Origin of the sequence: Streptomyces sp. NPDC047525, assembly GCF_040643025.1 — a bacterium.
GTDB classification, from domain to species: Bacteria; Actinomycetota; Actinomycetes; order Streptomycetales; family Streptomycetaceae; genus Streptomyces; species Streptomyces durmitorensis.
Window position 1 is genome coordinate 49,725 of sequence record NZ_JBEYTL010000010.1, and the last position, 19,542, is coordinate 69,266.

The window sequence follows — 19,542 nt, forward strand, 5'->3', positions numbered from 1 at the left end:
CATCGGAGGCGGACAGAGAGCTGCCCGGCACCGCTCCATTGCGGTTCCGGGCAGCTCTGCTCTGGGTTCTTCCAGGTCAGGCGCGTCCTGCCGCCTTCTGGCTCCTGCGGGAAACGGAGTCGAGCACAACAGCGGCAAGGAGTACGGCACCCGTGATCATCGACTGCACCGCCTTGCTGGAACTGCCCGACATGTACAGGCCCGTCATGATCGACTGAATGACCAGGATGCCGAGCAGGGCCGACCAGGGGGTGCCCCGGCCGCCGAAGAGGCTGGTGCCGCCGATGACCGCCGCGGCGATCGCCAGCATCAGGGTGTCGCCGCCGCCCAGGTTCGAGTCGGCGACGCCGGACTGGGAGGCGATGAAGAGGCCGCCCAGGCCGCCGAGGAAGCCGGAGATCGTGAACACGGAGATCCGGATCCATACGACGTTGATGCCGGCCCTGCGGGCCGCCTCGACGCCACCGCCGACCGCGAAGACCTGGCGCCCGTAGTTGGTGCGGCGCAGCACGAAGCTGGCGAGGACCACCACGGCGACGAAGACGGTCAGGCCGAGCGGCAGGCCGTCCTCCTGGTTCAGGACGAAGGCCACGACGTAGGCGAGGACAGCGACGACCCCGGTGCGCAGGGCCAGCTCGCTGACCGGGCGGTGCGGCAGGTCGGCGGCCTTGCGGCGCAGACGCTGGCTCCACTGGGAGTAGCCGTACGCGAGGACCGCGACGGTCGCGAGGCCGTAGGCGGCGGCGACATCGCTGAAGTAGTAGTTGTTCAGGTTGTAGATGATGCCGTCGGAGAGGTTGTTCAGGCTCAGGGTGTTGCCGAGGACGTACAGCTGCAGTCCGCTCCACCCCAGGAAGCCCGCCAGTGTCACGACGAAGGCCGGGACCCCGATCTTGGCGAAGAAGAAGCCGTGCAGTGCGCCGATCGCGGCGGCGGCGGCCAGGCCGACGATGACGGCGAGGCCTTCGTTCACGTCCTGCTTGATCGCGAGGACCGAGCTGACCGCGGCGGTGAGACCGGCGACCGAGCCGACCGACAGGTCGATCTCGCCGAGCAGCAGGACGAAGACGATGCCGGTCGCGATGAGACCGGGGCCGACGATGTACTGCGCGATGTTGCTGAGGTTGGACGGGTCGAGGAATCGACCCGTCGTTATCTCGAAGATCGTCCAGATCACGATCAGACCGGTGACGACCGGTATGGAACCGAGCTCGCCGCCCTTGATCTTGCGCTTGAACTCGCCGAGGTATCCGGCGAAGCCCTGCTCACGGACGAGCAGGCGCGGGTCGACGACCGGGATGGCGGCGGCGGCCGGGGCCTGAGCGTCCACCTTCTGCGGTGGGGTGTTCACGGTCTCACTCACTTCGCGGCCTCCGCGTTGCGCGCCTTGCGCCGGGTCACGGCGTTCTCCGTGGCTCCGGTGATCGCGGCGATGATCTCTTCGTTGCTGGTGTCCTTGACGTCGAAGACACCGTTGTTGCGGCCGAGGCGCAGGACGGCCACGTCGTCGGCGACAGCCTTGACGTCGGCCATGTTGTGGCTGATGAGGAGCACCGCGAGGCCGCGCTCGCGCAGCCGCTCGACCAGGTCGAGGACCTGTGCGGTCTGCTCGACGCCGAGCGCCGCGGTGGGCTCGTCGAGGATCACCAGCTTGGGGTTGCCGACCAGGGCACGGGCGATCGCGACGACCTGGCGCTGACCGCCGGAGAGCGAGGCGATCGGGATGCGCACGCTCGGGATGCGGATGGAGAGGGTGTCAAGGAGCTCCTTGGCACGCTTCTCCATCGCCACCTCGTCGAGGACCTTGGCGCGGCCGAGCTCACGGCCGAGGAACAGGTTGGCCACGACGTCCAGGTTGTCGCAGAGTGCGAGGTCCTGGTAGACGGTCGCGACACCGAGTCCCTGGGCGTCGTGCGGGCGCGAGATGGAGACGGGCTTGCCGTCCCACTCGATGGTGCCCTCGTCGATCGGGTGGACCCCGGCGATCGTCTTGACCAGGGTCGACTTACCGGCTCCGTTGTCGCCGACCAGGGCGACCACTTGACCTGCGTGTACTTCCAGTTCGACATCGGTGAGCGCCTGAACGGCACCGAAGCGCTTGGAGACTCCGCGCAACGCCAGCACGGGCGGAGCGGACATGCAAACCATCTCCTTCGTCCGCCGAGGGGTGCGGCGGAGGCCGTACGGACATGGCGTACGGCGGGATGTGATGTGTGGGCTAAGGGGGGATGAGGCAGGAAGGCGAGCAGACGTACGGCGTCTTGGCCCCCGACAGCGGGGCAAGCGTGACGGGGACCGAGACGCCGTACGAGTCCGTTGCCTGCAACGCGGCTACTTGATGCCGGCGTCCGCGCAGGCCTTGGCGAAGTCCGGGGTGCAGATCTCGCTCGTCTTGTAGAACTTGTCCTTGACCACGGTGTCCTTGATGTCGTCCTTGGTGACGACGAAGGCCTGGACGAGGGCCGACGGGATGGCCTTGTCGCTGGGGCTGTCGAGCTTGGCCGTCACCAGCGAGTCGATCTTCTCGCCCTTGAGGAGCTTGACCGCGACCTCGGCGGTCTTCTCGGCCTCGGGCTTGTAGGGCTTGTAGATCGTGAAGGCCTGCGTGCCCTTCAGGATCCGCTGGATGCCCGCGAGTTCGGCGTCCTGGCCGCCGACCGGGATCCCCTTGACCTTGGCCGACTGGAGCGCCGCGACGATGCCGCCCGCCATGCCGTCGTTGGCCGAGTAGACGGCGTCGAAGCCGTCCTTGCCCAGGGAGGTGATGGCGGTGCCCATCTTCTCGCCCGCGATCTTCGGGTCCCACTCACCGGTCTGCTCGTAGACGACCTTCTTGACCTTGCCGTCGAGGACCGAGTGCGCGCCCTTCTTGAAGAGGGCGGCGTTCGGGTCGGACTCCTTGCCGTTGATCATGACGACATTGGAGTCCTTGGCCTTGTCCCCCAGGGCGTTGAGGATGCCCTGGCCCTGGAGCTTGCCGATCTTCTCGTTGTCGAAGGAGACATACGCGGAGACCGGACCCTCGGCGAGACGGTCGTACGCCACGACCTTGATGTCCTTCTTCTTCGCCTCCTGCACCCACGCCTTGGTGGCACCGGAGTCGACCGCGTCCAGGACGATGACCTTGACGCCGGAGTCGACGAGGTCGTCGAACTGCTGCTTCTGGGTCGAGACGTTCTCGGACGCGTTCTTGTAATTGACCTTGCAGTCGGAGCAGAGCTCCTGGACCTTCGCCTTGATCAGCGGGTAGTCGAAGGACTCGTAACGCGTGGTCTTGCTCTCGGGCAGCAACAGACCGATGGTCTTGTTGTCCCCGTCTCCCTTGTCACCGCCACCAGCCTCGCCACAAGCGGCAAGGGAAACGGCCATCGCGGTAGCGGTCATGGCTATCGCGGCACGACGCAGATGGGTGTTCACTGTCCAACCTCCCTGACGTGGCCGCGTCGTTGCGGCCGAGGTGGCTCGAAGTCAACTCGGCCGCCACACCAGCGTCAAGGAGTAAATCCTTAACGAGATGACAACGGTGCCATGCGTTATCTAAGTGAAGGCAGGTGCGGTCGCGGGCAGCGAGCCGTCCAAAAGGGTCGAATCGCCCATTTCGCTGAGTGCGAGAGCCAGTGCGCCCAGGACTTCGGCGCGGCCTCCGAGAGCCCCTGGAAGGACGGAGAGCTGGCGCGCCGCGCTGGGGATCGCATAGCGCCCCACGGACTCCCTGATGGGCCCCAGGACCAGCTCACCGGCCTCCGCCAGGTCACCGCCGAGGACGACACGGCTGGGGTTCAGGAGGTTGCAGAGGTTCGCCACGCCGCTGCCGATGTGCCGGCCGACGTCCGCGATCACCCGGCGGCAGCCCGGGTCGCCCTCACGCGCGAGGGCGACCACGCGCTCCATGGTCAGCTCGGTGCCGTGGCTCGACTGGAGCAGGGGCAGCACATAGCGGGCCGCGGTGAAGGTCTCCAGGCAGCCGCGGTTGCCGCAGCGGCAGACCGGGCCCGACTCGTCCAGGGTGATGTGCCCGATCTCCCCGGCGGTGCCGCCGGGGCCGCGGTAGATCCGTCCGCTGATCACCAGACCGGCGCCGACACCGCTGGCGACCTTGATGTACGCGAGGTCCTTGACCCCGCGGCCGCTCCCCCAGACCAGCTCGCCGAGCGCGCCGAGGTTGGCGTCGTTGTCGACATGCACGGGGACGCCGAGGCGGTCCTTGAGCTCCTCCGCGGGCTTGGTGCCCGTCCAGCCCGGCAGGATCGAGGTCGAGCCGAGCGTGCCCGACTCCACGTCGATGGGGCCCGGCACGCCGAGGCCGATGCCCGCGATCTTCGTTCGGTCCACGCCGGTCACCGCGATCAGCCTGCTGACCAGCTGCTCGGCGCGGTCGAAGCCCTGCGCGGCCGACGCGTCCACGTCCAGCGGCTCGGCCTCCTCGGCGAGCACCTGGTGGGCGAGGTTCCCCACGGCCACGCGCAGGTGCGTGTGGCCGAAGTCGACGCCGATGACGATGCCCGCGTCGCCGCTGAGCGAGACGCTGCGGGCCCTGCGGCCGCCTGCCGAGGTGGGCGTGACCTCGACCGTTCCGCCGTCCTTGAGCTCCCGGACGATGTTGGAGACCGTGGCCGCGGACAGACCCGTCGTCCTGGCGATCTCCGCTTGAGTGAGCGACCCGGCGAGCCGTACGGCACGTACGACCCGCTCGAGATTGGCCCGGTGCAGCGACGACTGCGACCCCGGAGTCTCCATTGACTCAGCCACCCTTTTCCGTCTGACGTAACGGCATCGTCGCCGCCCGTACAAGTTGTGAACTCCAAGCTCTGCTGAACGGGTTGGCGCAGTCAAGTCCTTGACGTAAATCGGCGCTCCTGAACAGCGGACAGGCCGGGTCCAAGCGGCGAGGATGCACCCCAAACCACCCAGACCCGGCCTGAGAGGGCCGATCCGTTACTTGACCGATCCCGCGGTGAGACCCGAGACCACGTGCCGCTCGATGAAGGCGAACAGCACGATGACCGGCACGATCGCCACCACGGAGGCCGCGAAGAGGTAGTTCCACTCCACGGTGTAGGCGCCGATGAAGTTGTTGATGCCAACGGTCAGCGGCTGCTTGTCGGGCTCGGTGGTGAGCGTGAGGCCCATCACGAACTCGTTCCACGAGGTGATGAAAGTGAAGATCACCGCGGTGACCACACCCGGCAGCGCGAGCGGCAGGGTCACCTTCACCATCGCGCCGAAGCGGCTCGTGCCGTCCACCATGGCCGCCTCTTCCAGCTCCGGTGGGATGGAGCTGATGTAGGCCGTCAGGATCCACACCGCGAACGCGAGGTTGAACGCCGCGTTGGTGATGATCAGCGTCCAGACCGAGTTGAGCATGTCCAGCTGGTGGAACTCGCGGTAGAGACCGACCAGCAGGGCGGTGGGCTGGAACATCTGGGTGATCAGGACGAGGAGCAGGAAGGCCTTGCGTCCGCGGTAGCGCATGCGCGCCGTGTAGTACGCGGCGGGCAGCGAGACCAGGAGCACCAGGAGCGTCGCCCCGCCCGCGACCAGCAGGGTCACCTGGAGGTTCTGGCCGAGCTCCGACTCCTTCCAGACCTCGATGAAGTTCGACCACTCCAGGTCCTGCGGCAGGTAGGTCCGGTCGCGCAGCTCGCTCTTGGGGCGGAGCGCGGTGATCACCATCTCCAGGTACGGAGCGAGGAAGATCGCCGCGAGCGCCCAGGCGACCACCGTGATGACCAGGGTGCGCGGCCGGAACGTGCGCTTGGGCCTGGGCTTGTGCTCGGGCGCGGGGCCCTTCGGGGACCCCGCCCGGGGAGCCGTCGCGGTGGCCATCAGTCCTCCTCGTTCCACCGGCTGACCTTCAGGAAGATCAGCACGAGCACGACGACCATCGCGAAGTTGACCACGGACATGGCGGCGGATTCGCCGATGTCGGTCTCCTTCAGCTTGTACATGAACACCATGGTCGTGGAGGTGTCATAGCCGGGACCGCCCTGCGTCATGGCCCAGATGATCGGGAAGGAGTTGAAGACGTTGATGAGGTTGATGACCACGCCGACGAGGAACGCGGGCCGCAGCATCGGCAGCGTGATGTGCCGGTACGTCTGCCAGCCGCCCGCCCCGTCGATCCGCGACGCCTCGTAGACCTCGTGCGGGATGGTCTGCAGCCCGGCTAGCAGGGTGTACGTGGTGAAGGGCAGCGACACGAAGATCGCGACGGCCATCATCCACGGCCAGGCCGTCTCCGGCTTGCCGAGCCAGTCCTTGGACTTGTCGATCAGGCCGAGGTCCAGCATCAGCGTGTTGAGCACGCCCGCGGTCTGGTTGAGCATCCACTTGAAGCCGATGGCGGTCATCAGGACGGATGCAGCCCAGGGTGCGATGAGCGCCCAGCGGGTGACGGTGCGGCCGGGGAACTTCTGGTTGAACAGCTGGGCGAGGGCCAGCGAGAGCAGCATCGTCACGGTCACGACGACGACGGTCCACACGACCGTCCAGAGCAGGACCGCCCCGAAGTCGGTCTCGTCGAAGAGCTTCTTGTACTTGTCGGTCCCCGCGCTGCCGCGCACGATCCCGGCGATGGAGATGTTGAGGAACGAGGTGCGGACCAGCTCGACGACCGGCCAGATGACCACGGCGAGGATCAGCAGGATGACGGGCGCTATCCAGGGCAGCGGGCCGAGTCGGGCGATGCCGCTGCGACGGCTCACCGGCCTGGGTGCGCGCCCGCTCCGTCCCCGGCCGGTGTCGGCCGGGGGCGGAGGGGCCTTCAGTGACACAAGGTCTCCTAGCGAACGGGACGTACGAGAGGTACGGGACGAAGGGGAGCCGTCTGAGCGCTACTTGCTCGCGGCAGCCGCGTCCTCCGCCTTCTTCTGGAGGTCACCGAGGACCGACTTCGGGTCGTCGCTCGCGGCCTTGCCACCGGTCTTCTTCATCTCCGCGGAGATGACGTCCCACGAGGTGTCGCCCAGCGGGTAGAACTTGGCGTTCGGCAGGACCTCGAAGAACGGCTCCAGGTCCTTGTGCTTGCCGTTGGTCTGCATCTCCTTGAGCGTGTCCTGGGTGACAGGCATCAGGTTGTACATCTCGTCGAACTCCAGCATCTTCTTGGAGTACGTGAAGTCCAGGAACTTCTTGACGCCTTCCTTCTCCGCGCCGCCGTCCTTGAACGCCATCATCCAGTCGGCGACACCGAGGGTGGACTCCAGCGGGCCCGCCTTGCCGGGGATCGGCGCGACGCCGTAGTCGACCTTGCCGTCCTTGGCCATCTGGATCAGGCTCGGGTGGCCGTTCAGCATGCCGACCTTGCCGGCCGCGAAGTCCGCGAAGGCCGTCTTGCGGTCGGTGGAGGCCGGGTTGGAGTACGTGAGGCCGGGCTTGACCAGGTTCTTCTGCAGCCAGTCGAAGGTCTCGACGTTCTTGGCGCTGTCGAGCGTGTACTTGCCGCTCGCGTCGGTGTAGCCACCGCCGTTGCCGAGCTCCCACATCATCGTCTCGCCCTGGGTCTCCTCGGGGCCGAGCGGCAGGGCGTACGGGGTGTCGGCGGCCTTGGAGGACTTGATCTTCTTTGCGGCGGCGGCGAGTTCGTCCCAGGTCTTGGGCGGCGTCTTCACGCCCGCCTTCTTCAGGACGGCCTTGTTGTAGAACATCACGCGGCTGGAGGAGACCCACGGGATGCCGTACTGGGTGCCGTCGACCTCGCCGGCCTTGGCGAAGGTGGGGATGAGGTTCTCCCGCGTCTTGGGCGAAAGGACCTCGTCCGCCTTGTAGAGCAGGTCGTCGGCGACCTTGTCGGCGTAGCCGCCGGTCTGGAGCAGGTCGGGCTGGTTGCCCGCCTGGATCATGTTCTTGACGGACTTGTCGATCTCGTTCCAGTTGATGACCTGGACGTCGACCTTGTAGCCCTTGTTCTCCGCCTCGAAGTCCTTCTTCACGCCGTCCCAGTACTTCTTGGAGGCGTTGGAGGCCTTGTCGCCGTAGTCGGCGGCGACGAGCTTGATGGTCTTGCTGTCGCCGCTGTCGCTGTCACCGCCGCACGCGGTAAGTCCCATGGCCATCGCGAGCGTTGCCGCACCGGTGGCGATTACCCGATTCCTCATGCTGTTCAACCCTTCGACATCGGTGTCGACTTGAACGCGGGCAAAAGGTTCCCCCCGCGGCGCCGTGGGGCCGACATTACTCACGGCCGGAATTGACGCAACAGGCCTAGACCACTTTCGTGGCCAAGCTGAAATCACTGGCGGTCAGGGTCACTTGAGAGCCCCAGCGGTGAGCCCTGCCTGCACCTGACGCTGGAAGACCGCGTACACGACGAGCACCGGAAGCATCGCGATCGTCAGGCCCGCGAAGAGCGCTCCCCAGTCGCCCCGGTAACCCTGCGAGACCGCCAGCGTGGCGAGCCCCTGGGGCAGCACGTACCTGCTCTCCTCCTCGTTGTTGAGCAGCAGCGGGAGCAGGTACTGGTTCCACTGGCCGAGGAAGTTGAAGATGCCGATGCTCACCAGGCCCGGCTTGGCCATCGGCAGCATGATCTGGAAGAACGTCCGCGTGTGCGAGGCCCCGTCGACCATCGCCGCCTCCTGGACGCCGGTCGGCAGCGTACGGAAGAAGGACGTGAGGAAGAAGACGGTGAAGGGCAGCGAGTACGCGATGTACGCGATCATCAGGCCCGGCCTGGTGTCCAGGAGGCCGAAGTTCTCCATCACCGCGAAGAGCGGGACGAGGGCGAGGATGACCGGGAACATCATGCCGCCCGCGAAGAGCATGAAGATGAACCGGTTGCCCGGGAAGGTGAAGCGGGCGATCACGTACGCCGCCATCGAACCGAGCAGCATGGTGCCCGTCAGTGAACCCGCCAGGATGATCACCGAGTTGATGGCGTACTGACCGATGTTCGCCTCGGTCCACGCGTTGGTGAAGTTCTCCCAGTGGAAGGAGGTCGGCCAGCCCATCGGATCGCTGAGGATCTCCACCGAAGGGCGGAACGCGGTCAGGGCGACCCAGATCAGCGGGCCCGCCGCGAGGACCACCCACAGGACGAGGAAGGCGTGCGAGAAGACGTTCAGGGTCGCGCCGCTCGCCGAATCGCCCTCTCGGCGGGATGTGTCGGCGGACTCGGCGCGGGGCGCGGTGGTCGTGGTCATGATGCAGTGCTCCCGCGGTCTTTAGTATTCGATCCGGTCGCGGTTCCCGATCCTCATGACGATCAGCGAGAACGCCATGCTGAGGACAAGGAGGACGACGCCGATGGACGTGGCATAGCCGTATTGACCGTCACGGAACCGTTCGTAGAGGAAGACCGGAGTGACCTTCAGAACGTGCTCGGGCACCATGACAAGGACGATCGCGAACGAGTCGAGTGCCTGGATTCCCATGTAGATCCAGCCGGTCCGCACGGTGTCCCAGATCAGCGGGAGCGTCACGCTGAAGAAGGTCCGTCCCCGACCTGCGCCGTCGAGCAGCGCGGCCTCGTAGATGTCCTTGGGGATCGCGCCCATGGCGGCCGAGAACAGCACCACGTAGAAGCCGACGAAGCTCCAGGAGAGCACGATCATCACCGCGATGAGCGCGAGTGAGCGGTCGCCGCCCAGCCAGGCGGGGCCGTCGAACCCCACCTTGTCGAGCCCGCCGTTGATCAGGCCGCTGTTGGTGTTGAAGACGCGGCCCCAGACCACGGCGATGATGGCGACGGACAGGACCTGCGGGAAGAAGTAGACGACCTTGTAGACCGACGAGCCCGCGACACCGGCGATGGCCTGGCCCTTACGGTGCCTGCCGCCCGACGTGATCATGTACGCGAAGAACATGCCGAGCACGAGCGTGATCAGCGGGGCGACGACCGCCAGGATGACGCTCACTTCCAGGGAGTCCCAGAAGCGCTCGTCGTTCCACATCTTGGTGAAGTTGTCGAAGCCGATGAAGTTCGCCACCGGTCCGCCGGACCAGTCGGTGAACGAGTAATAGATCGCCTGGACGAAGGGTGAGATGACGAACAGGGCGTAGAACGCGAGCGGCAGCACCAGGAAGCCCGCGATGAAGCGGTACTTGTCGAGCGTCCGGTAGCGCCGGTCGTAGCGCACGCTCTGCGGGGTGAAGCGGGGCGGCAGCAGTACTGCCAGGAGGAACAGCAGCCCGTTCGGCGACTTGGGCCGGCCTGTCGGGTCCGGTGCGTTCTTCGAGGGTGGGGAACCGTCCACCCGGGTGTCAGTCTTCACGCCACTCCGCCCCGCCTCGTTCACGTGCCCGCGTTCTCGGTCGATCCGCCGCTGATCAGGACTTCTTGACCTTGACGACGTCAGGGTCCTTGAGGATCCGGGCCCCGGCCTTCTCCATGGTGTCCATGGCCTGCTTGGTACCGATCTGGCCCAGCATGAACTTGGCGATCATGTTGTTGAAGTCCTCACGGAACAGCTCGTTGTACCAGTCCATGTGCTTCGCGATGACGACGTTGTCGCCGGCGGCCTCGATCGCCTTCTGCACGCTGGCCACACCCGACGGCAGCTTCTGGCCGTCGATGGCTCCCTTGACCACCGGGAGGGCGGAGAGCTCCTTGAAGTTGTTCAGGGCGGCCTCCTTGCTGTACATCGCCCGCAGCCACTCCAGGCCGCCCTGCCGGTTCTGCGCCTTCTCGGGGACGACGTAGAACTCACCGGCCGGCGCGTTGATCGTGCCGAACGGCATCTTGTCGCCCGAGTCGAGTGACGGGCTCGGGCCGAACGACATCCCGAAGTCCTTCGGGGTGGTGTCCTTGGCCTCGTTCTCCACCCAGGAGCCGTTGGGCACGAAGACGCACTTGCCCTCCTTGGTCCAGGCGGTCTGCATCTCCGTGTGCGCCTCGGTGCCGTCGAAGCCGGTCAGCACGTACTTCTTGGCGACCAGTTCCTCCCACGCCTCGAAGACGTCCTTGACCGCGTCGTTCTTCCAGGCGCCCGGCTCCAGGTAGTCCATGGCCGTGGCGATCTCGCGCCCGCCCCGCTGCGCGAACATCGTGTACATGCTGAAGAACATGTACCGGGGGTGGCCGCCCGGGTAGCTCCAGCCGTGGATTCCCTTGGCCTTGGCCTTCTTGCAGACGGCCAGCATCTCGTCCCACGTCTTCGGGTACGCGGAGTCCAGGCCCTCCTCAAGGAGCTTCTTGGAGTAGAAGGTGCCGTAGACCGTCAGCGAGATGCCGGCCTGGAAGGTGCCCGAGCCACCGAAATTGCCGCTCGCCGCGACGGCCGGGACGAGGATGTCGCGCACCTTGACGCTCGGGTCGTCCCACGACGGCGCGTCGAGCAGCTCGGTGAGGTCCGCCACCTGCTTGTTGGAGACCAGTTTGCCGGGGTTCATCTGGTCGGCGCCGGAGTTGTTGATGACGTCGGCCGTCGGCTTGCCGCGCACGATCTTCGGCTGCACCTGAGTGGCGATCTTCGTCGTCGACTTCTGGCCCGCGTCCGAGTCCGGGTACCGCTTCTTGTACATGTCGGTCACGAACTGGGCGTACTTGTCGCCGTAACCGCCGTTGAAGACGACCACGGCGAGCCCGGCGTCCTGCTTCACGCCGAGCGGATTCTTCTTGGACTTCTCGCCCTTCTCCGCCTTGTTCTCTTCGCCGCCACCGCTCGCGCAGGAACTCAGGGCGCCCACGGCCGGTACTGCCAGAAGGCTGGTGGCCGCCGCCCTCTTCATCACGTCACGACGGTTGATGCTGGTGGATCCCATGCTCAAGTCCTCGCCTTCCAGGACTCAGGCGGCGTACGGGGCTCCCGACAGCTCGCCGAAGGCGAAGGGCCCGACACCGCGGGTCAGTTGAAGCTTTGGTGGTGCGATACGTGCGACAACTACATGGCAAGGGCTCGCACCCGCCACTCAGGGTGCCGATAGGTATAGTCCACTCATCGGCAGCAGAGCAAGATCGAATGCAGCTTCGGCCAGCAGTCTTTCCCTAGTTGAGACCTCGCGGAGATGTGGACTGGTTCGTTCACGGCGTGAGCAAATTCGACCCGAGGTATCGACGGCGTTTCCTTGAGGTTTGCGGGTGTTTGGACCCCGTCGCCTCGCCCACGATCTTGCCTCTCCCCGCCACGCTCCTCGTTGGACTTTCCCCTCGCTCCCCTTGGACTTTCCCCCTGGTCCCGCGGCCCGATCCGTTCCCCTCCGGCTCCCGCCGACCCTTCCAACAGCCTTGACACCACCGGCAACTTGACGCACTACTGGACCTTGCGCAGCGATGTGACAACGTTGTCCAACTCGCAGGGAGGGGCTCGGGGATGCCGCACAGATCACGCAGACCTCGCTTCAGACACCACCGTTCGGCCGCGATCCTGGGAGCGGCCGCGTTCACGCTCGTCGCGACAGCGCAGGGCGCCGCCGTCGCCAAGCCGGAGGAACCGCCCAAAGCGGCCAAGGAGTTCGTCTCCTCGTTCGAAGAGGGCGACGCCCAGCCCGACTGGCTGAACACCGTCGAGACCGGCCCCGACGGCAAGAAGCGGACCGCCGGCGTCAACGGCGCGTTCAGTTCGGGGATCCCCGGCAGTGTGAACGACCACGTGACCGAGGTCCGCGCCAGCGCCGAGAACGCGGGCGGCGGCGAGGTCAAGGAGAACCTCGTCGACGGGGAGCCCACCAGCAAGTGGCTCTCCTTCGAGCCGACCGGATGGGCGGAGTTCGACCTGGACGAACCCGCCAAGGTCGTGACATACGCACTCACGTCGGCCAACGACCACGACGAGCGCGACCCCAAGGACTGGACCCTTCAGGGCTCCACGGACGGCAAGGACTGGAAGGTCCTCGACACCCGCAAGGGTGAGGCGTTCGACAAGCGCCACCAGACGAAGAAGTACGACTTCCAGAACGACACGGCGTACGCGCACTTCCGTCTGGACATCACCGCCAACAACGGCGCGTCCGACGCCCTCCAGCTCGCCGACGTCCAGCTCTCCGTCGGCGGCAGCGAGGCGCCGGTCCCCGAGGACATGCTCTCCCTCGTGGACCGCGGCCCCAGCGGCTCCCCGACCGCGAAGTCGGGCGCCGGGTTCACCGGCAAGCACGCGATGCGTTACGCGGGCACCCACAAGGCGGACGCCCGCGGCTACTCGTACAACAAGGTCTTCGACGTGAACGTCGCGGTGCGGCGTGACACCGAGCTGTCGTACCGGGTCTTCCCGTCCATGGCGGAGGGCGACCTCGACTACGACGCCACGAACGTGTCCATGGACCTGGCCTTCACCGACGGCACCTATCTGAGTGACCTCAAGGCCATGGACCAGCACGGCTTCCCGCTGAATCCGCAGGGCCAGGGCGCCGCGAAGGGCCTCTACGTCAACCAGTGGAACAACGTGGCCTCGCGGATCGGGCAGGTCGCGAGCGGCAAGACCGTGGACCGGGTGCTCCTCGCGTACGACTCCCCCAAGGGCCCGGCGAAGTTCCGTGGCTGGGTGGACGACGTGTCCCTGAAGGAGAAGGCCCCGGCGAAGCCGAAGGCCCACCCTTCGGACTACGCGGACACCACCCGCGGCACCAACTCCAGCGGCGGCTTCTCGCGCGGCAACACCTTCCCGGCGACGGCCGTGCCGCACGGCTTCAACTTCTGGACGCCGGTGACCAACGCGGGCTCCCTGAGCTGGCTCTACGACTACGCGCGCGGCAACAACTCGGACAACCTGCCGACGATCCAGGCGTTCAGCGCCAGCCACGAGCCGAGCCCGTGGATGGGCGACCGGCAGACCTTCCAGATGATGCCGTCGGTCGACAAGGACACCCCGTCGGCGTCCCGCACCAAGCGCGCGCTGCCGTTCAGGCACGAGAAGGAGACGGCGCGCCCGCACTACTACGGCGTGACGTTCGAGAACGGTCTGAAGGCCGAGATGGCCCCGACCGATCACGCGGCGATGATGAAGTTCACCTATCCCGGTGACGACGCGAGCGTCATCTTCGACAACGTCTCGGAGAAGGGCGGCCTCACCCTCGACGAGGAGAAGGGGATCGTCAGCGGATTCTCGGACGTCAAGTCCGGGCTCTCCACCGGCGCCACACGCCTCTTCGTGTACGGCACCTTCGACTCGCCCGTCACCGCGGGCGGCAAGCTCGAAGGCGGTGGCGGCGGTGACGTCACCGGCTATCTGCGCTTCAAGCCGGGCAAGGACCGCACGGTCAACCTGCGCCTGGCCACCTCGCTCATCAGCCTCGACCAGGCCAAGGCCAACCTCGACCGCGAGATCCCGTCCGGCACCTCCTTCGACCGCGTGAAGAACGGCGCGCAGAAGAGCTGGGACGACATCCTCGGCAAGGTGGAGGTCCAGGGCGCGAGCGAGGGCCAGCGGACCACGCTCTACTCCAGCCTGTACCGCCTCTACCTATACCCCAACTCGGGCTTCGAGAAGGTCACTTCGGGCGGCAAGTCGAAGTACCAGTACGCCTCTCCCTTCTCGCCGCAGACGGGTCCCGACACCCCGACCCACACGGGCGCGAAGATCGTCGACGGGAAGCCGTACGTCAACAACGGCTTCTGGGACACGTATCGGACGACCTGGCCCGCCTACTCGCTCCTCACGCCGAAGAAGGCCGGTGAGCTGGTCGACGGCTTCGTCCAGCAGTACAAGGACGGCGGCTGGACGTCGCGTTGGTCCTCGCCCGGCTACGCGGACCTGATGACGGGCACCTCCTCGGACGTCGCGTTCGCCGACGCGTACGTCAAGGGCGTGGACTTCGACGCCAAGGACGCGTACGACGCGGCCCTGAAGAACGCGACGGTGGTACCGCCGAGCAAGGGCGTCGGCCGCAAGGGGATGGAGACATCGCCCTTCCTCGGCTACACCCCCAGCGAGACCCACGAGGGCCTGTCCTGGGCCCTGGAGGGTTACGTCAACGACTACGGCATCTCGCGCATGGGCCAGGCCCTCTACAAGAAGACGGGCGAGAAGCACTACAAGGAGGAGTCGGATTACTTCCTCAACCGCGCCCGGGACTACGTGCACCTCTTCGACGGCAAGGCGGCGGGAGGAGGCACCGCGCCCGGCTTCTTCCAGGGCAAGGACAAGAAGGGCGACTGGCGCGTCCCGTCGGACAAGTTCGACCCGCGCGTGTGGGGCTACGACTACACGGAGACCAACGCCTGGGGCTACGCCTTCACCGCCCCGCAGGACTCGCGCGGTCTGGCGAACCTGTACGGCGGCCGCAAGGGCCTCGGCGACAAGCTCGACAAGTACTTCGCCACTCCGGAGACCGGCTCCGCCGAGTTCGCGGGCTCCTACGGAGGTGTCATCCACGAGATGACCGAGGCACGCGACGTACGCATGGGCATGTACGGGCACTCCAACCAGGTCGCCCACCACGCCGCCTACATGTACGACGCGGCCGGTGAGCCGTCCAAGACGCAGGAGAAGGTCCGCGAGGTCCTCTCCCGTCTCTACACCGGCAGCGAGATCGGGCAGGGCTACCACGGCGACGAGGACAACGGCGAGCAGTCGGCCTGGTACCTCTTCTCCTCGCTCGGCTTCTATCCGCTGGTCATGGGCAGCGGCGAATACGCCATCGGCTCACCGCAGTTCACCAAGATGACCGTGCACCTGGACGGCGGACGCGACCTGGTCGTCAAGGCGCCGAAGAACAGCGCGAAGAACGTGTACGTCCAGGGCCTGAAGGTCAACGGCAAGAAGTGGACCTCAACTGCCCTGCCCCACAAGGAGATCGCGAAGGGCGGTGTCCTGGAGTTCGACATGGGCCCCAGGCCGTCGGCGTGGGGCACGGGCAAGAACGCCCAGCCGACGTCGGTCACGCAGGACGACAAGGTGCCGTCGCCGCGCGGTGACGCCATCAAGGGTGACGGCGCGCTCTTCGACAACACGTCGGACACGGACGCCACTTCGGCGGACGCCGTGGACCTGCCGGTCACCAAGGAGACCAAGGCGGTGCAGTACACGCTGACCTCGTCCGCCGACAAGGCGAAGGCGCCGCGCGGCTGGGTCCTCCAGGGCTCCGCCGACGGCGAGAAGTGGAAGGAGCTGGACAAGCGGTCCGGCGAGTCCTTCGCCTGGGACAAGCAGACCCGGGTGTTCACGGTCGACAAGCCGGGGACGTACGCGCACTACCGGCTCGTGCCGGACGGCTCGGCGACGCTCGCGGAGGTCGAGCTCCTGAGCTGATCCATCGGAAGGATCCGCACAACGCGGGGGCGGGAGTGGCGAGTTCACTCCCGCCCCCGTTCGCATGCGCCCACTGAGGCCGCTGGGACCGTTGGCCGGAACACCCCTGTCCTCACTCCCCCCAGGGATACAGACTCACCTTGTAACACACCATTTGTCATGATCGCGCCATCGATGGGAGATCATTTCGTGTTACGAAGATCAGCCAGACCCCCGGCCTCACGGCGAAGAAGACCCGGCGCCCGCTCCAAGGCCGTCGCCGTCATCGGCGCCCTCGCCATCGGCGCACCGCTCACCGTCCTCGGCCCCGCGTCCGCCGCCCCCACCGCAGCCGACAAGGCCCCCAAAGGCAGCTGTACGGCGCCCGCCGACTGGTCCAGCTGTGTGCGGGTGACCACGCACCTGGACCGGGCCCCCTCCGTGGGACAGCAGGCCCGCCTCGACATCACCGTCGACACCCGGGTCGACCTCTCCGGAGCCCGCGTCCAGGCCGACCTCCCCGCCGCCGTCGACTGGGCGTCCGCGCCCGCCGGATGGCAGTTCAAGGACCTCGGCCAGCTGCTTCCCGAGGACGGCGGCTCGGTGCACCGCGCCCAGCGCACCATCGACCTGGCGGCAGGGAAGACCCTGCGCTTCTCGCTCCCGGTCAAGGGAGTCAAGGCCGCCGCCACCTCCGTGCGCGCCCGCGTCGACGGCCCCGCCGCCAAGCCCGCCGACCGCGACGAGCACCTCCAGCTCCTCACGGTCGGCGCCACTCCCGCCGCCTCACACCTCGGCTTCGACCAGCGCCGCAACTCCACCGCGCTGCGGCAGCTCCCGGACGACGTCGCGCTGACCCCCGCCAAGCCGGACCGGCCGTTCGAGCCGGTGGCCGGGCGGACGAAGCTGCCCGAGCCGCACAGCGACGACGCCCCCTCCACCGACCCGTCCGTGAAGGCGCTCTCCTGTGTCACCGGCACGGTCGGCTACACCGAGCCGGGCGGCGCGCACCCCTCGCCGAACATCCAGGTCGAGGCCTGGGACGACGACTCCTTCGGCGCCGACGACCTCCTGGACTCCGCGCTGACCGACGGCAGCGGCGGCTTCCGGATGTGCTTCGACAACAACGACACCTCCGGCGGCCAGGACGTGTACGTCAAGGTCCGCACCGAGAGCGGCCTGTGGCGGATCGTCGAGGACAACTTCTTCGGCCGTGACGTCTATGAGTTCCGCTCCGGCCAGCGCGACGACATCGGCGACGGCCGCACGGTGGACTTCGGCCGCATCGCCCCCGGCGACCAGACGATGAACCGGGTCTTCCACGCGTACGACCTGGCGAACCAGGCCAAGAACTGGACACCGGGCGAGTGCTGGGACTCCCGCGACACCGGCGACTGCCGCCGCATGGAGATCGTCTATCCCGACGACGACGCGGGCGACGGCAGCCGCTACCAGTGGGGCGACAAGAGCGTCTGGCTGGAGGCCGCGGCGCCGGACGACCGTACCGACACCGTGCACGAGTACGGCCATGCGGTGATGGCCGACGTGTACGAGGACAACAGGCCCCCCGCCATCGACAACTGCAGTCCGCACGCGATGGACACCCGCAGTTCGAAGGGGTGCGCCTGGGTCGAGGGCTTCGCCAACTTCTATCCGATGGCGATCTTCAACAATGACGAGTACCGGGGCTGGCACGTCGAGGACACCGCGTCGTACGACAGCGGTGACGACACCGAGGGCCGGGTCACCGGATCCCTGTGGGACCTCATGGACCCGTCCGGCGAGCGCTACTGGGACTACCACCAGGAGTCCGCGAAGAACGCCATCTGGGACACCCTGCTCGACCGCCGGTCGAACACCTTCCAGGAGTTCTGGACCCACCGCGGCCAGGAGGGCCACGACGTGGGCTCTGGCCCCGGCGGCGCGCTCTACCAGAACGGCATCGACTACGGCTTCCGCAACCAGCTCACCGACGGACAGTCCAAGACGCTGCCCACACCGGACCCACAGCACAACTACCGCTACGACACCACCTTCCGCTTCTGGTCGGTCGTGGCGCTGCGGCCCCCGGCGGGCGTCGACTACGACCTCGACCTGTACGACGACCAGGCGCTCCAGCAGCGGCTCGACGTCAGCCTGGCCACCGGGGACACGGTCGACTTCATCGCCGTGGACTCCAACGCGCGGGGGCCAGGCGACTACTACCCGGTCGTCAAGCGTCCGCTCGGCGGCACGGGTACAGGTGACTACCGCATCGAGGTCGCCGACAGCGGCAAGCTGCTCATCGGGTCCGACACCAAGGTGATGAACGGCGCCGACGACGTGACGGCCGTCTGGGACACCTGCCCGGCCGCAGGGACCGAGGTCACCGTCACGGCGACACCGTCCGACGCGAGCCAGGACGCGGAGCTGTTCCTGATGGATTCCGACCCGGCAAGCCCCAACACGGCGGTCCGCGGCCGCTACGCGGCGACCGCGTCGGGGACCGCGAACGGTCCCGGCCAGGCCGAGTCGTTCAAGTTCACCTCGCAGGGCGGCTGTTACGGAGTCGTCCTCGTCAACAAGGCCGGGTCCGGCACGTACACCGTGACCGAGTCCTAGCCTCGTGGTCGGCAGGGAGCCGTGCATGCGAGTGGAACCGGCGGGGACACCCCCTCGTCCCACCCGCATGCGCGGCCCCCTGCTTCCGCTGCTCCTGCTCCTGCTCGTGGCGGTGACCGCCTGCGGCTCCGAGGCCGGGGACCCACCGGCGCCCGCCCCAGCGACGAACCCCAGGACGCTCGTCCTGCGTGTCCAGGAACTGCACAGCTCGCCGCGCCCCTGGGAGCGCGGCGACCTGCCCCGCTTCTCCCTCTACGGAGGCGGCCACGTGATCGCCCCAGCCCGGACCTCGGGCGCACTGCGTACGGCCGTCAAGTACCGCCTTTCGCCCGCCCGTTACCGCGAACTCACCGACGCGGCCCACGCGGCGGGCCTCGCTCACGCCCGCCGCCACGAGGACACCACGTCCACGGACGCCTCCCTCCTGACGGTCACCCACCGCACCCCGGACGGCCTTCGCAGCACGCGCGTCACCGCGCCCGAAGCAGGGGGCGACGGCGACCGGGGCCGCGTCCTGGACTTCGTACGCACCCGGGTCCCGCCCGCGCCTTCGGACACTCCCCCGCCGGGGGCCACCGCCTACCGCCCGGCCGCGCTGGCGATTCTCGCCACCGGCGGGGTCGGCGCCGACGACAGCACGGCGCGACCGTGGCCACTGCGGCCGATTGCCGGCCGGTGCGAGGTGGTGACGGGCGAGGATCTCGTACGCGCCCGTCAACTCGCCCTGGGGGCACGGCAGAACACCCGCTGGAGCAGCGGAGGAATGCTGTACGCGGTCGCGTTCAGGCCCCTGCTCCCCGACGAGCACACATGCCGGGACCTCGACCGCCCCTAGGGTTTG

At 67.3% G+C, this 19,542-nt stretch carries 13 protein-coding genes; 3 read left to right on the top strand and 10 right to left on the bottom strand.

Annotation, left to right across the window (positions count from 1 at the left end; genetic code table 11):
* Positions 1 to 76: 76 nt before the first annotated feature.
* The 10 genes from ABZ833_RS28305 to ngcE all read right to left on the bottom strand — a co-directional run bounded on the left by ABZ833_RS28305 (position 77) and on the right by ngcE (position 11,700).
* Positions 77 to 1,363 carry a sugar ABC transporter permease gene (locus tag ABZ833_RS28305; protein WP_361051953.1) on the bottom strand — a complete coding sequence of 429 codons (1,287 nt, stop codon included), beginning with the start codon at positions 1,361 to 1,363 and terminating at the stop codon, positions 77 to 79.
* A complete protein-coding gene (locus ABZ833_RS28310; RefSeq protein ID WP_249587153.1) occupies positions 1,360 to 2,139 on the bottom strand; it encodes an ATP-binding cassette domain-containing protein in 780 nt (259 codons plus the stop codon). Before ABZ833_RS28310 ends, ABZ833_RS28305 begins: the two co-directional genes overlap by 4 nt.
* A gap of 192 nt (positions 2,140 to 2,331) precedes the next feature.
* The gene (locus ABZ833_RS28315) at positions 2,332 to 3,417 is read right to left on the bottom strand and encodes a substrate-binding domain-containing protein (protein WP_361051956.1); all 1,086 of its coding nucleotides are present in this window, start codon (positions 3,415 to 3,417) and stop codon (positions 2,332 to 2,334) included.
* A gap of 120 nt (positions 3,418 to 3,537) precedes the next feature.
* The gene (locus tag ABZ833_RS28320; RefSeq protein ID WP_249587155.1) at positions 3,538 to 4,737 is read right to left on the bottom strand and encodes an ROK family transcriptional regulator; all 1,200 of its coding nucleotides are present in this window, start codon (positions 4,735 to 4,737) and stop codon (positions 3,538 to 3,540) included.
* A 198-nt stretch (positions 4,738 to 4,935) separates the two neighbouring features.
* On the bottom strand, positions 4,936 to 5,826 hold the full coding sequence (locus ABZ833_RS28325) for a carbohydrate ABC transporter permease (protein ID WP_361051960.1): 891 nt from the start codon (positions 5,824 to 5,826) through the stop codon (positions 4,936 to 4,938).
* The gene (locus tag ABZ833_RS28330) at positions 5,826 to 6,704 is read right to left on the bottom strand and encodes a sugar ABC transporter permease (RefSeq protein WP_361051963.1); all 879 of its coding nucleotides are present in this window, start codon (positions 6,702 to 6,704) and stop codon (positions 5,826 to 5,828) included. The genes ABZ833_RS28325 and ABZ833_RS28330 overlap by 1 nt, the downstream gene beginning before the upstream one ends.
* 129 nt (positions 6,705 to 6,833) lie before the next feature.
* Entirely contained in the window at positions 6,834 to 8,096 is a 1,263-nt protein-coding gene (locus ABZ833_RS28335; protein ID WP_361051966.1) for an extracellular solute-binding protein, read from the bottom strand.
* A 150-nt stretch (positions 8,097 to 8,246) separates the two neighbouring features.
* Positions 8,247 to 9,140 carry a carbohydrate ABC transporter permease gene (locus tag ABZ833_RS28340; protein ID WP_361051969.1) on the bottom strand — a complete coding sequence of 298 codons (894 nt, stop codon included), beginning with the start codon at positions 9,138 to 9,140 and terminating at the stop codon, positions 8,247 to 8,249.
* A gap of 21 nt (positions 9,141 to 9,161) precedes the next feature.
* Positions 9,162 to 10,076 carry a sugar ABC transporter permease gene (locus ABZ833_RS28345; RefSeq protein ID WP_361052400.1) on the bottom strand — a complete coding sequence of 305 codons (915 nt, stop codon included), beginning with the start codon at positions 10,074 to 10,076 and terminating at the stop codon, positions 9,162 to 9,164.
* Between the two features lie 190 nt (positions 10,077 to 10,266).
* The gene (gene ngcE / locus ABZ833_RS28350; protein ID WP_361051971.1) at positions 10,267 to 11,700 is read right to left on the bottom strand and encodes an N-acetylglucosamine/diacetylchitobiose ABC transporter substrate-binding protein; all 1,434 of its coding nucleotides are present in this window, start codon (positions 11,698 to 11,700) and stop codon (positions 10,267 to 10,269) included.
* Positions 11,701 to 12,248: 548 nt separating this feature from the next.
* Here ngcE and ABZ833_RS28355 point away from each other — a divergent pair.
* The 3 genes from ABZ833_RS28355 to ABZ833_RS28365 all read left to right on the top strand — a co-directional run bounded on the left by ABZ833_RS28355 (position 12,249) and on the right by ABZ833_RS28365 (position 19,536).
* Positions 12,249 to 16,121, top strand: a complete 3,873-nt coding sequence (locus ABZ833_RS28355) for a GH92 family glycosyl hydrolase (protein ID WP_361051974.1) — start codon at positions 12,249 to 12,251, stop codon at positions 16,119 to 16,121.
* Positions 16,122 to 16,310: 189 nt separating this feature from the next.
* A complete protein-coding gene (locus ABZ833_RS28360) occupies positions 16,311 to 18,701 on the top strand; it encodes a hypothetical protein (RefSeq protein ID WP_361051977.1) in 2,391 nt (796 codons plus the stop codon).
* Between the two features lie 25 nt (positions 18,702 to 18,726).
* Positions 18,727 to 19,536: a hypothetical protein gene (locus ABZ833_RS28365; protein ID WP_361051980.1), complete on the top strand. Its 810-nt coding sequence runs from the start codon at positions 18,727 to 18,729 to the stop codon at positions 19,534 to 19,536.
* The last annotated feature ends 6 nt before the right edge of the window (positions 19,537 to 19,542 follow it).

What these genes read in the sequence shown, in the direction of transcription:
- ABZ833_RS28325 (WP_361051960.1), bottom strand. Translation starts at nt 5,826, where the DNA reads ATGGCCACCGCGACGGCTCCCCGGGCGGGGTCCCCGAAGGGCCCCGCG.
- ngcE (WP_361051971.1), bottom strand. Translation starts at nt 11,700, where the DNA reads ATGGGATCCACCAGCATCAACCGTCGTGACGTGATGAAGAGGGCGGCG.
- ABZ833_RS28340 (WP_361051969.1), bottom strand. Translation starts at nt 9,140, where the DNA reads ATGACCACGACCACCGCGCCCCGCGCCGAGTCCGCCGACACATCCCGC.
- ABZ833_RS28365 (WP_361051980.1), top strand. Translation starts at nt 18,727, where the DNA reads ATGCGAGTGGAACCGGCGGGGACACCCCCTCGTCCCACCCGCATGCGC.
- ABZ833_RS28355 (WP_361051974.1), top strand. Translation starts at nt 12,249, where the DNA reads ATGCCGCACAGATCACGCAGACCTCGCTTCAGACACCACCGTTCGGCC.
- ABZ833_RS28310 (WP_249587153.1), bottom strand. Translation starts at nt 2,139, where the DNA reads ATGTCCGCTCCGCCCGTGCTGGCGTTGCGCGGAGTCTCCAAGCGCTTC.
- ABZ833_RS28320 (WP_249587155.1), bottom strand. Translation starts at nt 4,737, where the DNA reads ATGGAGACTCCGGGGTCGCAGTCGTCGCTGCACCGGGCCAATCTCGAG.
- ABZ833_RS28335 (WP_361051966.1), bottom strand. Translation starts at nt 8,096, where the DNA reads ATGAGGAATCGGGTAATCGCCACCGGTGCGGCAACGCTCGCGATGGCC.